Source organism: Chryseobacterium sp. Y16C (assembly GCF_022488405.1).
GTDB lineage: Bacteria > Bacteroidota > Bacteroidia > Flavobacteriales > Weeksellaceae > Chryseobacterium > Chryseobacterium geocarposphaerae.
In genome coordinates, this window is the sequence record NZ_CP092711.1 from 1,555,488 (window position 1) to 1,569,142 (window position 13,655).

At 36.3% G+C, this 13,655-nt stretch carries 16 protein-coding genes; all 16 read right to left on the bottom strand.

What is annotated here, in order from left to right:
- Nucleotides 1–10 precede the first annotated feature (10 nt).
- Nucleotides 11–664, bottom strand: coding sequence for a DUF6766 family protein (locus tag MKS83_RS06840; protein ID WP_240582524.1), 654 nt, complete (start codon nt 662–664; stop codon nt 11–13).
- A 29-nt stretch (nt 665–693) separates the two neighbouring features.
- Entirely contained in the window at nt 694–2,220 is a 1,527-nt protein-coding gene (locus MKS83_RS06845) for an FAD-dependent oxidoreductase (RefSeq protein WP_240582525.1), read from the bottom strand.
- Nucleotides 2,221–2,236: 16 nt separating this feature from the next.
- Nucleotides 2,237–2,404, bottom strand: a complete 168-nt coding sequence (locus MKS83_RS06850; RefSeq protein WP_240582526.1) for a hypothetical protein — start codon at nt 2,402–2,404, stop codon at nt 2,237–2,239.
- 19 nt (nt 2,405–2,423) lie between these two features.
- The gene (locus tag MKS83_RS06855; RefSeq protein ID WP_240582527.1) at nt 2,424–3,176 is read right to left on the bottom strand and encodes an SDR family oxidoreductase; all 753 of its coding nucleotides are present in this window, start codon (nt 3,174–3,176) and stop codon (nt 2,424–2,426) included.
- Entirely contained in the window at nt 3,154–3,702 is a 549-nt protein-coding gene (locus tag MKS83_RS06860) for a CinA family protein (RefSeq protein WP_240582528.1), read from the bottom strand. The genes MKS83_RS06855 and MKS83_RS06860 overlap by 23 nt, the downstream gene beginning before the upstream one ends.
- 35 nt (nt 3,703–3,737) lie before the next feature.
- Complete coding sequence (locus MKS83_RS06865; RefSeq protein WP_240582529.1) at nt 3,738–5,873, bottom strand: catalase; 2,136 nt, start codon at nt 5,871–5,873, stop codon at nt 3,738–3,740.
- A gap of 49 nt (nt 5,874–5,922) precedes the next feature.
- Entirely contained in the window at nt 5,923–6,294 is a 372-nt protein-coding gene (locus MKS83_RS06870; protein WP_240582530.1) for a hypothetical protein, read from the bottom strand.
- An 8-nt stretch (nt 6,295–6,302) separates the two neighbouring features.
- Nucleotides 6,303–6,608, bottom strand: a complete 306-nt coding sequence (locus MKS83_RS06875; RefSeq protein ID WP_240582531.1) for a hypothetical protein — start codon at nt 6,606–6,608, stop codon at nt 6,303–6,305.
- A gap of 64 nt (nt 6,609–6,672) precedes the next feature.
- On the bottom strand, nt 6,673–7,272 hold the full coding sequence (locus MKS83_RS06880; RefSeq protein ID WP_240582532.1) for a ferritin-like domain-containing protein: 600 nt from the start codon (nt 7,270–7,272) through the stop codon (nt 6,673–6,675).
- Between the two features lie 81 nt (nt 7,273–7,353).
- Nucleotides 7,354–8,139, bottom strand: coding sequence for a KGG domain-containing protein (locus MKS83_RS06885; RefSeq protein WP_240582533.1), 786 nt, complete (start codon nt 8,137–8,139; stop codon nt 7,354–7,356).
- A gap of 367 nt (nt 8,140–8,506) precedes the next feature.
- Nucleotides 8,507–8,716: a hypothetical protein gene (locus tag MKS83_RS06890; protein WP_240582534.1), complete on the bottom strand. Its 210-nt coding sequence runs from the start codon at nt 8,714–8,716 to the stop codon at nt 8,507–8,509.
- 131 nt (nt 8,717–8,847) lie between these two features.
- Complete coding sequence (locus MKS83_RS06895; protein ID WP_240582535.1) at nt 8,848–9,288, bottom strand: lysozyme; 441 nt, start codon at nt 9,286–9,288, stop codon at nt 8,848–8,850.
- On the bottom strand, nt 9,285–9,854 hold the full coding sequence (locus tag MKS83_RS06900; protein ID WP_240582536.1) for a hypothetical protein: 570 nt from the start codon (nt 9,852–9,854) through the stop codon (nt 9,285–9,287). The genes MKS83_RS06895 and MKS83_RS06900 overlap by 4 nt, the downstream gene beginning before the upstream one ends.
- A gap of 80 nt (nt 9,855–9,934) precedes the next feature.
- On the bottom strand, nt 9,935–11,239 hold the full coding sequence (locus MKS83_RS06905; RefSeq protein WP_240582537.1) for an ATP-binding protein: 1,305 nt from the start codon (nt 11,237–11,239) through the stop codon (nt 9,935–9,937).
- Between the two features lie 23 nt (nt 11,240–11,262).
- Nucleotides 11,263–12,177, bottom strand: a complete 915-nt coding sequence (locus MKS83_RS06910; protein ID WP_240582538.1) for a hypothetical protein — start codon at nt 12,175–12,177, stop codon at nt 11,263–11,265.
- 11 nt (nt 12,178–12,188) lie between these two features.
- Entirely contained in the window at nt 12,189–12,422 is a 234-nt protein-coding gene (locus MKS83_RS06915; protein WP_240582539.1) for a hypothetical protein, read from the bottom strand.
- Nucleotides 12,423–13,655: the final 1,233 nt, after the last annotated feature.

Sequence of the window (13,655 nt, forward strand, 5' to 3'; positions counted from 1 at the left end):
CGTATTATTTTTAATTTTCATCGTAGGCCATATCCACCGGTTTAGATTCCGGAGAGCCTTTTTCCCGCAGCCATATGGATAAAATCACCAGAGATGCCACGGCTAAAAATTCGCTTTGCCAATTCTGGAAAGATTCGAACCAGAACCTGGATTCTGAAATATACTCCAATGCAGAAACTACAGGTTCATTCTTTGAAATCTGCTCCGTATTATAATCTTTAAGACTTCCGTAGAAATGCAGGATAAAACTTATCAAAAACAATATACCAAAGGCTAATGATAATGAATGTTTATATATTTTGAGCCATATTCCTCCTTTCTTTACGGGCCATGGAGCATTGGGATGAGGTTGAGGTTCTTTATCCACCTCCTCTTCTCCTTCCAAAGGCTTGGATTCGCTGGAGCCTTTCTGTCGTAAAGAGACTGTGAGTAATACATACAGCATCATCTGTAGAAATTCACTTTCCCAGTTTTCAAATGTAGCCTGAATAAAATGGCCACTTTGAAGGTATTGCGTTATATTCAATGCTTGTTCTCCATTTTCCATCAATTCCTTATTCTCTGTTTTCCAACCTGTTAAAAACTGTGCTAACAGGAATGAAAGCATCAAAAAGAGTAAAACTATACTCAAACTATTACGGTAAAAAAAGCTTTTGGAATTCATTGTTTTACTATTTAGAACAGTTTAAAATCTTATTCGCTATTTTCTTCAATGTCTATTCTTTGCAGGTCTTTCACTGTAGGTCCTGTAAGCATTTTTCCATTAACATTGAATCTGGAACCATGGCACGGACAATCCCAGCTCAGTTCGGCACCGTTCCAACGGACTTCACAGTGCACATGCGGACAGGTACTTTTCAGCACATGAATTTTCCCTTCTTTTTCTTTATATACTGCAAATGATTCTCCTTCGTGTTTTATCACTTTAGCCTCACCTTCTTTAATTTCTTCCCATGAAGCAATTTTTTCTGCCGTTATTTTATCTTTAACAAAATCGCAGGCAACCTCAGCGGTTTCCTTTACAAATTCTGTAAATCCTGCCACCGGTTTTATTCTTGACGGACTGAATATTTCTTCATATTTACTTTTCCCATGAACAATAATATCCGTTAAAATTTGTGCGGTTATTGTTCCGAAGATCATTCCGTTTCCTCTAAAACCTGTCGCCGTAAATACTTTTCCTTTACTTCCCGGAAGCTTTCCGATATAGGGAAATCCGTCCACCGGCTCATAATACTGGCTCGACCAGCTGTAGTAGACTGTTTCAACATCAAAATACTGCCGGACATAGTTTTCCAATCTTGAAAAACATTCTCCCGTATTTTCTTCATGGCCGGTTTTATGATCTTCTCCTCCCGCAATCAGCAAGGTTTTTCCGTCTATTTTCTGAGTTCTGTAATAGTGATATGGTTCTGTAAGATCATATCCGAGATGCTGCGAATACTCATCATAGTTTAGGCTAAAAGCCATTGCATAGCTTCTGTAAGGAGCTGTCATGAAATGAAGGATATTGACTCCCGGAGGAATATGGGTAGCATACACAAGATTTTTTGTTCTTATTTCACCTTTTGATGTTTTCAAAACAATGATTTCATCTTGTTCCTCATGGCTCTCACAAATACAATCTTCCAAAATATGTCCGCCTAGTTGTAAAAAAGCGTCACACAATCCCTTTATATATTTGATGGGATGAAACTGCGCCTGGTTGGGAATAATCACAGCTTCTTTAAAAGGAATCGGAAAAGAAATTTCTTCCGTATACCTCATTTCATGTCCCACTTTAGAAGCTCCAGCCACAATATCTTTCAGCTTTTCAGCCTGTCTTTCGTCTAATGCAAAAAGAACGGCCGCTTTTTCTTCAAAATCGCATTCCAGTCCATATTTCTTAATATTATTTTTAATATGATCCTGTGCTTCTTTTCCTACTTCAGCAAATAATTTTGCCTGTTCCAGGCCAAAATCATTAATAGCCTCATCGAAAGTGGTATCAAAAAAATCATTGATATGCGCTGTTGTTCCTCCGGTGGTTCCGAAACCAATATTGGCCGCTTCCAGAAGAATGCAATTTTTGCCGTTTTCCTGCAATTTTAAAGCTGTAGAAACGCCTGTAATTCCCCCACCAACAATTACAACATCAAATAACTGCTTATCATCTGCTTCTGAAGAAATCCTTTTAATTTCTTCCTGCCATATACTTTTTCTTACTCCATCTCTGTACATGACTTTATTTTTTTAATTATCGGATATTCAAAGTATCATTTTCCGAATTATTTCCGGAAGTCTTCTTTTTGGTATTTTCACTTTCTGTAGTATTTTCTTTGGAGTCTTTTTCATCAATATCACACCGGCAAGAAGTGAAAGTACATACACTAACTATTCCTATTATTAAAGCTGCTGTTTTCATATTTTATAATTTTGGTGATTTATCCGTTGACAATCAAGCCTCCGTTTGGATGGAGAACCTGTCCTGTAATCTGAGCTGCTCCCTCTGACGCCAGAAATAAAAAGCTTTCCGCCACTTCTTCCGGTGTCGCGTTTCTTTCCAAAGGAGGTTTTCTTGGATCTTCTTCTTTTTCATCAAAAGTTTCCTTGGTAAGCGGTGTTGCCACAGGTCCGGGTGCAACGGCATTTACTCTTATTCCTTTTGGTTTTGCCTGTAATGCCAGAGACCGGGTAAAAGAAACGATGGCTCCTTTTGTTGCTGCATAGTCCAGTAATTCCGGATGTCCCTGGTAAGCTACCGCCGAAGTTGTATTGATAATGCTGTCTCCTTCTTTTAAATACGGAAATACTACTTTGGACAGTAAGATCATCCCGATGATATTGGTATCAAATGTTTTCCGGATGTTTTTTTCTTCCAGATCCTCAATACGCTCTGCCGGAAACTGGGTCCCTGCATTGTTGATCAGAATATTAATTTTACCCCATTCAGAAATTAGATTGCGGACTGTTTCTTCACAAAATTCATAATCATTGATATCTCCGGAAAATATCCTGCATTTTCTTCCTAATGATTCAATTTCCGTTTTTACTTTTTCAGCATCTTCATCGTCTTCATGATAAATAATGGCCACATCAGCTCCTTCTTTAGCCAAAAGTAACGCTACCGCTTTCCCGATTCCGCTGTCGGCTCCTGTGATGAGAACCGATTTATTAGCTAACTTTAATTCTTTCATTTCCATTTATTTTCAATTGTAATCTTGATTGTACTTCCCTATTTTTACTGACTTCTGTTTTAAAGCACCCCAAAATGAATTCAGTGTAATATAATTGGGCATTCAGGGCTTGGGTTTTGGGGTGCAGTTCCAGCTTTCCGGTATGGATGATTTCACCTTTATAAGAAAATGAAAAGAAAGCGAATATTTTATAGGATGAATTTCTGATAGGTGTGCAATAGCCTGTTGTGGCAATCGACCAATCGGTTTCGTAGAGTTTGGCGACATTAAGAGCCATTGTTTCCGCTATATTTTCCGAAACACAGTCGCATTTTTCTGCTTCTTCCTGATTCACGTTCAGTAATTTTACTTTCATGGGTAAAGTATAGGCTGTCATTCCTCCTTTATAAACCAATGATGCATTAGGCATCTGAGAGAAAGCCAGCTGTAAACATCCTGAGGTTACACTTTCTGCAACCGCTACCGTTTCATCTGCAGTCATTAGGGACTGACCGATATATTCCAGAAGTTTTTTATGAAATTCCATTGCATTCTATTTTTAAGTGATTGATTATTTATACATTAAGAGTTCCTTTCCTGCTCCAGCTCCCACACTCTGTGCTTAGCAATTGCATTGATGAACTTTTCTGCACCATTCTTATCTTCCCAGGTGATGATTGCAGGATCTTCATGTGCTCTTGCTCCCACATTACTGTTCATGTACAAAGGCAGGGTTCCTTCATCAAAGTAAATCGCCTTACAATGTTTATAAGCTTCGTTGATGAAATACAGAACCAGATGCTTGTTTTCGGGAATTAATAGTTCTTTGACAGCATCTTCTCCTCCCGCTATATATAAAGCATCAAAGCAAACACTTGCTGTACTTGTCAACGAATGTTTGGGAATCAGAGTAGAGCCGTCACTGGTTCTTAAAGACGCCAAACTAGGAGCGATTAGTTCCACTGTTGCTCCTTTTTCTTCCAGTTTTGTTTTTACCTCATTGCTGGTTCCCGCATCTACACCACCGGCAACGATGAAACCAATTTTTCTGCCTTTAATCGTATTTTTAATCGTGTTCTGCATGCTCAAGGCTTCAGAAATTTTTACTTCAGGCTCTTTCTCTTCACTCTGCAGATTGATCGGATTGGCATCCGCCGGAAGGCTCTGATTCGGAAAATCCAGTTCTTTTACCTCAACTCCTATTTTTTCTGCTACCCGCCAAGCTAAAAATTTATCGATATAGACTAATTGCCCTACCAATCTTTCTCTAATTTCCGGGATCGTTACTTTTGACAATTCAAAAATCAGTGCATTCTGAAGATGGAATTTTTCCGGAGTAGACTGGCTGTTGTAGAACAATTTAGCCTGAGAATAATGATCTACAAAGCTTTTGCTTCTCTCCCGAACTTTTTTTCCGGAAACTCTTTCTTCCTGCGAAGTGAAGCCACCTTCTTTCATCATCGCCTGAAACGGACAACCTCCTCCTATAGAATTAGGTTCGTAGCTCACCTTTCCTTTTACGATCTGCTGTCTCATGTGCCCGTCTCTCTGGTTATTATGAACCGTATTAATTGATCTGTTAATAGGAATTTCATGGAAATTGGGCGATCCTAATCTTGACAATTGAGTATCGGTATAAGAAAATAATCTTCCCTGCAGCAAAGGATCGTTGGTAAAATCAATCCCGGGAACAAGATGTCCCGGATGGAATGCTACCTGTTCCGTTTCTGCAAAAAAATTATCCGGATTTTTATTTAAGGTTAATGTTCCCACAAGCTCTACAGGAACAACTTCTTCGGGTACAATTTTCGTAGGATCCAGAAGGTCGAAGTCGAATTTATGTTCATCTTCCTCAGGAATCAGCTGTACGCCGAAATCCCATTCGGGAAATATTCCTTTTTCGATGGATTCCCAAAGATCGCGCTTATGAAAATCAGGATCTACCCCGGAAATCCTTTGGGCTTCATCCCAAGCTACGGAATGTACTCCCAGTTTTGGTTTAAAATGAAATTTTACAAAATGTACTTTACCTTCTTCATTAATAAACTTAAATGAGTGAACTCCAAAACCTTCCATTCTGCTGAAACTTCTCGGAATTGCCCTGTCACTCATCAGCCACATGATCATATGCATACTTTCGGGCATTAATGAGATAAAATCCCAAAATGTGTCGTGTGCAGAGGCAGCCTGAGGAATTTCATTGTCAGGTTCAGGTTTTACAGCATGCACAAGATCAGGAAATTTGATGGCATCCTGAATAAAAAATACGGGCATATTATTCGCAACCAGATCATAATTTCCTTCTTCTGTATAGAATTTTACGGCAAACCCACGAACATCCCTTGCCAAATCTGTACTTCCTCTGCTTCCCGCTACTGTTGAAAATCTTACAAAAACAGGAGTCTCTTTTCCTTCTTCAGTTAAAAATTTAGCTTTTGTATATTGAGCAAGGCTTTTATTCAGTTTGAAAACCCCATGTGCTCCGGAACCTCTTGCATGAACCACTCTTTCCGGAATTCTTTCGTGGTCAAAGTGTGTTATTTTTTCTCTGAGGATAAAATCTTCCAGCAAAGTAGGCCCTCTGTCACCAGCTTTTAAGGAATCCTGATTGTTATTGATCCTGAGTCCCTGGTTGGTAGTCAGTTTTTCATTCTCATTCAGGGTAGTGTGTACTTTCAGCTGATCTGTTTTCTCGTTGATGTTCTTATTGTCTTTCATATCTATTATTTTTGAGTTTGATGTTTCTAATTAAGGCTTTGTTCGCAGGTCACATTTTTTCAATATTATTTTTTTCTAAAGTGTCCAATAATCTGCTTAGGCATTCTTCTTCTTTTAACACTTTATTATAAGCGGTCTTTGCGTAAAGAATAAAGGAAGAGCCCTTAGCCGAAGTTTCTTCAATCCCATTTATTATTGTATCACGGTTATTATCTTTTATATGAAATAAATATTCCTCTATATAGGTATCTATCAGTTTTCTAAGAACCTCAGATCCTGTATTTTTTTTTATTTTTTCCAAAGATCTTATCAGGAAAGCCGCTCCATAAGAGCCAACCTCTTCGGGATAAACAATTTCATTTTCGGGATAGTTATTTTTATAATGCAACACAGTAGATTTCAATAGATCATTTTCTCTCATCTTTATATTTATCGGTTTTCAGATATATGTATAAATTTTTCAAAATAGTGCATATCTTCATTGTCTTTAAAAGACATATAAAACATGGTTTTTATCGGTTCTTTTTTTCCTATATTTCCCAAAGAATCAAACTGAGCAATAAGCGCCTGAACGTTTTCTAGATCGGCATCTTCTTCAATTACAAATACCAAAAAAATATTACGATCGATTTCTTTTGCATATATTGAAGCTCCCTCATTGAACAGTTCTCCATGGTTGGGAATTTTTATAAAGCATTGCTGCTTTAACGTCTTTAAAATTTTCTTAGCATTCATAATTGTTAACGTTAAAAAGCCATATAGATCGCCTCTATATGGCTTTACTATATTTAATGGAATATTAATCTTCCTGTTCTGCGTCAAAATTGATAAATGTCTCTGCAATGTCTGTAAGATCTTCATCGGTCTTTTCTTCTTCCTGAAGTGTTTTTTCCAGAAGATCTGCAGCTTTATCATGTCCCATTGTGATAGCCAATTGAGCTAACCCTCCATAGGTAGCTATTTCATAATGTTCCACTTTTTGCGCTGCAATAATGAGTGCTGCATCTCTTGTCATAGAACCTTCTTCGGTAGATTTTATAACTTCTTCGCATTCTTTTATGATCCCTTTAATCGCTTCGCATTCTTTTTTCTCAGGTTTTTCATCTATCAGTTTAAAAACCTTTTCTAATCTGCTGATGTGTTTTTTGGTCTGCAGCTGATGATCTTCAAATGCATCTTTAAGCTCTTCGGTTGTTGCTGCTTCCTGCATTTTTTCCAGCGCATCAACAATTGCATTTTCTGCATAATAAATATCCTTAAGTGAGGATACAAAAAACTTATGAAGCGGAGCATTTTTCATCTCTTTTGCATCTACAGATGCATTATCTACCTTCATATTTTTTTTCTCTGATACTGTTGTTGTACTGCTGTTATTATTTTCTGCTGTTTTTGTTGCCATGATGTGAATGATGTTAAAAAGTGAATAAAAAGATTACCCCTTTATTTTATATCGATAAAGAGGCAATCATTGAAAAAAGAATTATGAATTTCGTCTACCGCCAAATCCTGATCTACCTGAACCTGAAGATCTGCCGCCACCATGAGAAGCCTGGCCTCCCATACGGGCAATTCTTGTACGTTCTGCCTTACTCATGGAAGCAAAACCTCTTCTTGATGTTCCTGAGCCGGAATTGGAGCCTCGACCTGAACCGCTGCTGTTTCCTGACCTTGAGCCAGAACCTGAATTGCTTCTGCTATTTCCTGAACCAGATCTGCCTGAATTTGAATTTGAAGATCTTCCGCCGCTATTTCTGCTGCCTCTTGGCCTTCCTGGATTGTCATGTCTGTGGTCGTAATTATCGTCTGATGATCCTGAAGAAGACCTTCCCCTTCCCCCTGATCTTGATCCCGAACCGGAACCTGATCTGCCGGAATTAGAACTGGAGTTTCTCCCTGATCCGCTACGGGAACCACCTCTACCTCCGGAAGTAAATCTTCCCTGGCTGTCTCTTTGCTGGTTTCTGTTTCCGCTTCTACCTCTGCCTCTATTATCGTCGTCATCTTCATCATCGTACTCATCATTATAATCGTCGTCGTCATCATAATCATCTTCATTATCGTAGTTATCGTAATCATCATCGTCGTCGTCATAACTATTTTCATAGTCTTCATCGAAATAGTCTTCATATTCTGTGAAATCATCGTCATAATCTTCATCTCTTGATGCATCATTATAACCATGATCATACCCTAGTTGGTAAACTTCTTCAAGATTGCTTGATGAACTTCCTCTTGAACTACGATTTTTTGAATTTCTAGTGTTCATAACTGAATTTTTTATAATTAATATTAAGTGATGGCTATTGCCGGCCGTGACTAGTATTAGACAGCAATCAGTTTAATCTTATGGATATTGAACACCGAAGCAATGCTTCGTAAATGATACCTCAAAACGAGGTTAGAATAATTTGTATACCAAATGTACAGCTTGATAATTCACTAATTTATGACCTGAATCATATTAAATTTATTAAGACATTTTTAATTTAATTTTTATCTTTTTAAAGGGTTTCATTTCTCTGTTCCAGTTTTAAAAGAGTATGTTTCTTTAGTAACTTTTTAAGATAATTCACACGATGTCAGAATTTCGTAAAACCTGAAAGAATCAGAGGAAAACCAATCCTATTATTTTTTTACTTTTTACGATTCGCAGAATCTTTCGGATAAGAGATTGTATCGGATGGCTGTCGTTTTATTAGGGTATCCCGAACAGGAATTGTGTCCTTTATGGTATCAGGGGTAACAAGAGTATCCTGAATCGATGCATTCCTATATTCTGTCTGCTTTTTACAGCTCATGAGTGCACCTGCCAGTGCACACGAGAATAATACTATAGATTTCATAATATAAATTTTTGTGATGTGACTTCAAATTTAGAACATTCTTTTTCCCATGTGTTATGATCTTAGTCATAATGGCTGAAAAAAGTAAATTATTTCTAAAATAAAAATCCCCACTTTAAAGTGGGGATTTTTTATTTGGAAAAGAACAAATCAGCTTCAGCTTTTCTTCTCCGGATCAGTCCATTTAATAGCTTACCACCTGCGGTAATGTATTTAGAAACAAACCAATTTTTAATGGTTTCGGGATCTGTTTTTTTATTAATAAAAGAAAATAATGTGTCAGATCCTCCTGTATTATAGGTATGAGATACAAGAGCATCAAATTGATTTTGGGTAAGTGCTACTTTAATTTTATTATTGACAATCTTTTCATAAGTTGGTAAAACAGATGAAAATAACTCTACTCCTTTTTCTTTACTAATTGAAGGATCTTTCAGAGTCACTTTTTTCCCCTCAGGATAATATGTATTTCCATAACCTATGGTGGGAATTCCTGCTGAATCCAGATAGGGTTTAGCACTGAAACCTTCAAATGATAAAATTAAATTTATTCCTTTTTGTGATGTTTTCATTCTATAAAACGTTTAAATATGAAAAAGACCAATATTAATATGATTGCCCCCAATACAATAACAATCAAGGCTCCTGCCTGAAATCCGTTCGACCGTATTTTTTTGGTGTCTTGAGATATAGCCGAAGAAATTTCTTTATCTGTTTCTTTGGAAATAACATTCTGCGTTACATCCTGAATACTATTAACAGATTCAATTTTTTTAACATCTGACTGGTGATGATCTGCCTTTGCGTAATGATTATTGATTAAGTATTCCGCATTTCCTATGATAGAAATACTCTGAATGGTATCTTTTCCGATCACATTATGAAAAACGAATGGATTGGAGACATCAGATTTTCCTTTAATCAATACCTCTCCTGACGTTTCATCTTTCTTTTCGTTCAGTAATACATCAGCAGATGAATTCTGAACTAATTTCAAGCTCTGTATGCTTAAAGAATCAGCTTTTATTTTCACTGTTTCTTTTTTATCTTCTTTGTAGCTGGTCGTTATTTTATGTTTACTCCGACAGCCCAATATGAGGCTGCTCAAAAATATCAGCAGCATAATTTTCTCTTTCATAGGTTTTGTTTTTTGAAATTAAAAAAATGTAAATTCTCTATTATCTAAGTTTTTTTCGTCTTTTTAAAGAATGTCGGTTTTTATGAAAATATCTTATCTTCCTTTACATACTCTTTTTTGATACTTTCTAATAACATTTCCAAGCTAACCCTGTAATCCGGTGCTTTCGATGCAATAGCTTTTAAACTTACATCCTGTATCACGTTCATAATATTAGAACCGGTAAGTTCGTACCGTCTGGCAATCTCTTCTAAATCAATATCTTCAAGCTGTAATTGTTCGGGCAAATTGTGCTGCCAGATACGCAGACGCTCCTCCTGCTTTGGATTATTGAATTTGATACAGCTGTGAAAGCGTCGCGTAAAGGCTTTATCCATATTGTTTTTAAAGTTGGAAGCCAAAATAATAAGCCCAGAAAACGTTTCTATTCTTTGCAACAAGTAAGAGACTTCCTGATTGGCATATTTATCATGAGCATCGCGCACATTGGTCCGTTTTCCGAAAATAGCATCTGCCTCATCAAAAAATAAAATCCAGTTTTTATTTTCCGCTTTATCAAATAATTTTGCCAACTGTTTTTCTGTTTCGCCGATGTATTTCGAGACCAGCATAGAAACATCAACCCTGAAAACAGGTCGCTTCGTATATTTTCCTAAAAGGCTGGCTGCAAGCGTTTTTCCTGTTCCCGGATCTCCGTAAAACAATACTCTAAAACCTGGTTTAAGTTTTTTCTGCATTCCCCAGTCTTCCATAAGAATCTGGCTGCTATTATACCAGGCTTCAATAGTCTGAAGCTCATTTAGTGTATTCTGAGGAAGTATCAGATCAGTCCAGGATCGGCTGGTGTTTATTTGTTCCGCCGGAAAATCGTTACTCATTTTTGGCAATAATTCAACTCCAAAAATGATGGTATTAAAAGCTTCCTCGTAAACATGAATCGGGCTGTTTATTGATGCATAACCCTGAACAGCAATGAGTTCATTTTTAATTAGAACCGAATCCGGATTGAAATGATCCAGCGCTTTTAACCGTTCTGAGATACTTTCTCCTCCTAAAACATACTGTACAGCCTGAACTGTCGGATAAAAGAGCCTTCCGTTTTCATTGGTTGCACAATAATCAAACAATGCACTCGTTGGGAGTTCTAAATAAATCCGTTTCAGCAATGATGGATCCAGCTTTGGTAATAAAGCCATTAAGAGAATAACAACTTCCTGATGGGTAAATTCTTTTGCTGAAATATACTCTCCTAATGGAAAGCCTTCATAATCCATGGCTATAAATTCAGGTGCTCCTATGCTAAAATCTTCTGAAGGATTGTTTATACGCCATGTAATAACCTCTTCTAAATGTGTAAATAATTTTTGTATCTGAATGAGTTCCATGGGTTTTTAGTCTTTTTTATTTTTTAAACAGGCAGTAATGGATCTGGTCTCACACTACATAATTTATTTACTTCTATTCCATCTACGTTGAAACTTATTGAAAATCCAAATGTATTATACGTGTACACATTAGCCAGATGTATGCTAACTCTCTTAATTTTAAGATGTATTTTCATATTTGTAACTGCATTTCCGTATCCACCTCCAAATATTACAGAATAGGTAACATCAGACGACCGAACTCCTGCTGAACCATTAGAACCAGTAACATATGTATTATTAGTATCTACAGTTACTACCGGTTTATTCCCCCAATCCGGAGCTTTTAAATATTGAAAATCTATATCAAATATGACATAATCTTGTTCTGTATTTCTTTCCAATATTGATGAAAATACACTGAATATTTGGGGGATTGTAGTTTTAGGTTCATACCCTACTGTACCATCGTTTTTCTGTACTAATTGTCTTGTATAGCTTGTATCTCCTTGTACATTAGGTATACTATCACAAATAAAATTTTTAGTTGTGAATCTAATTCCATCCTCTCTAACAAGGATTCTATTAATAGGATTCTTGGGATCCTCCATTATAACCCTGCTGGAAAGCTCTATATCACCTGGAGATAATGTAAATTGACTGTCATAAGGGTAACCGTCCCGATAAACATGAAATGATGCAGTCTGAGTCCTGAAAGATCCAGCTATCTGCTGATCTGGATCGGTTCCTGATGCTCTTAAATAGTTCGCCTGGGAACCATTGGATTGTTTAGATATTACTCCTGTATTGTCTACAACATATCGATCGTGGGATAAGTCTTCATTGGGAACTAAATAAATATCCAAAGGCTGAACAGGTTGAGTATTACCCGATAAATCTACGTAGGTGTTGTCAAAAACATTGACATATTGTATAATTATTTCTTTAAATTTTGGCATATCTTTTTATATTAACTACTTATTGGAAAAATCCAAACTCCACCTTCATTTCCGCCTTCTATGTTTGCTATAGCATCATCAACGTATTTCTTTTGGACATAATCTAAGTCCTCAAGCCCATCGATTTCTGCAATTGAAATTTTTGTGTTTTTATGCCTAAAAGAAGAGAATGTTTGCTTAAATTCTTCTGCTGTAGGCATGTCGCCGGTTTGAAACCAACTTAATATTGTTTCTAAATCTGTCATGTATTGAAAATTTGATTTTAATGAAAAAATGATGATTTGGATATGGATTAAGAACAGTAAAGATTAAGAGCTTTCATCCGTTGTTGCTGTAAGCTGAACACCATCGACTTCTGTCAATTTAAAATGCAGTTTCTCAAATTGTTCATCTTTTTTGAAGATAACCTAATGCTTATTATCTGAAATTTTAAATTTTCGAAAACCTACTGGCTTCTCACTTAAAAAGAACCTCAACCGAAAAGTAGCTCACATTGGGGAGTCTTACCCAACTGCCGTAGCTGCTGTTTTAAGAAAGTCTCTCTCTCATTGGAATTCCTATTTTTAAGGAGTTAATCCGGCTCTTGAAAGAAAATAATCCATTGATAATTTATTATTTTACTTCGTGGAAGAGATTCTCATGTTCATACATCAAAAAATTCCAGTATTCCAAAAGCTAAAGGCTTCCCATTATTGAGTATCTTACTCGATTGAGGGTATGGTTAAGTGTTTTTATGTTTTATGTGTTAAAATACCGTATTTTAATTATTTATAATTTTCTACTTGTATTTTTAATTATTCTTTAATAAACCTCAGCCGAAAAGTAGCTCACATTGGAGAGTCTTACCCAACTGCCGAAGCTGTTGTTTTTAAGAAAGCCTCTCTCTCAACGGAATTCCTACTTTTTAAGGAATCAATCCTGCTCTTGGAAGAAAATAATACAGCAATAATTCATCATTTTACTTCGTGGAAGAGATTCTCATGTTTGCACATTAAAAAATTCCAGTATTCCAAAAGCTAAAGGCTTCCCATTATTGAGTATCTTACTCGATTGAGGGTATGGTTAAGTGTTTTTATGTTTTATGTGTTAAAATACCGTATTTTAATTATTTATAATTTTCTACTTGTATTTTTAATTATTCTTTAATAAACCTCAACCGAAAAGTAGCTCACATTGGAGAGTCTTACCCAACTGCCGAAGCTGCTGTTTTTAAGAAAGCCTCTCTCTCAACGGAATTCCTACTTTTTAAGGAATCAATCCTGCTCTTGAAAGAAAACAATACATTGATAAATTATCATTTTACTTCGTGGAAGAGATTCTCATGTTTGCACATTAAAAAATTCCAGTATTCCAAAAGCTAAAGGCTTCCCATCATTGAGTATCTTACTCGATTGAGGGTATGGTTATATGTTTTAAAATAACATGTTTTAATTATTTATTAATGTTCTACTTGTATTTTTAGTTATTCTTTAATAAAC

Bases quoted from the DNA above. Each gene is read 5' to 3' on its own strand.
- MKS83_RS06855 (WP_240582527.1), bottom strand. From the start codon at position 3,176: ATGAAAGAATTAAAGTTAGCTAATAAATCGGTTCTCATCACAGGAGCC.
- MKS83_RS06840 (WP_240582524.1), bottom strand. From the start codon at position 664: ATGAATTCCAAAAGCTTTTTTTACCGTAATAGTTTGAGTATAGTTTTA.
- MKS83_RS06915 (WP_240582539.1), bottom strand. From the start codon at position 12,422: ATGACAGATTTAGAAACAATATTAAGTTGGTTTCAAACCGGCGACATG.
- MKS83_RS06895 (WP_240582535.1), bottom strand. From the start codon at position 9,288: ATGAAAACATCACAAAAAGGAATAAATTTAATTTTATCATTTGAAGGT.
- MKS83_RS06845 (WP_240582525.1), bottom strand. From the start codon at position 2,220: ATGTACAGAGATGGAGTAAGAAAAAGTATATGGCAGGAAGAAATTAAA.
- MKS83_RS06850 (WP_240582526.1), bottom strand. From the start codon at position 2,404: ATGAAAACAGCAGCTTTAATAATAGGAATAGTTAGTGTATGTACTTTC.
- MKS83_RS06865 (WP_240582529.1), bottom strand. From the start codon at position 5,873: ATGAAAGACAATAAGAACATCAACGAGAAAACAGATCAGCTGAAAGTA.
- MKS83_RS06910 (WP_240582538.1), bottom strand. From the start codon at position 12,177: ATGCCAAAATTTAAAGAAATAATTATACAATATGTCAATGTTTTTGAC.
- MKS83_RS06880 (WP_240582532.1), bottom strand. From the start codon at position 7,272: ATGGCAACAAAAACAGCAGAAAATAATAACAGCAGTACAACAACAGTA.
- MKS83_RS06905 (WP_240582537.1), bottom strand. From the start codon at position 11,239: ATGGAACTCATTCAGATACAAAAATTATTTACACATTTAGAAGAGGTT.
- MKS83_RS06885 (WP_240582533.1), bottom strand. From the start codon at position 8,139: ATGAACACTAGAAATTCAAAAAATCGTAGTTCAAGAGGAAGTTCATCA.
- MKS83_RS06900 (WP_240582536.1), bottom strand. From the start codon at position 9,854: ATGAAAGAGAAAATTATGCTGCTGATATTTTTGAGCAGCCTCATATTG.
- MKS83_RS06870 (WP_240582530.1), bottom strand. From the start codon at position 6,294: ATGAGAGAAAATGATCTATTGAAATCTACTGTGTTGCATTATAAAAAT.
- MKS83_RS06890 (WP_240582534.1), bottom strand. From the start codon at position 8,716: ATGAAATCTATAGTATTATTCTCGTGTGCACTGGCAGGTGCACTCATG.
- MKS83_RS06860 (WP_240582528.1), bottom strand. From the start codon at position 3,702: ATGGAATTTCATAAAAAACTTCTGGAATATATCGGTCAGTCCCTAATG.
- MKS83_RS06875 (WP_240582531.1), bottom strand. From the start codon at position 6,608: ATGAATGCTAAGAAAATTTTAAAGACGTTAAAGCAGCAATGCTTTATA.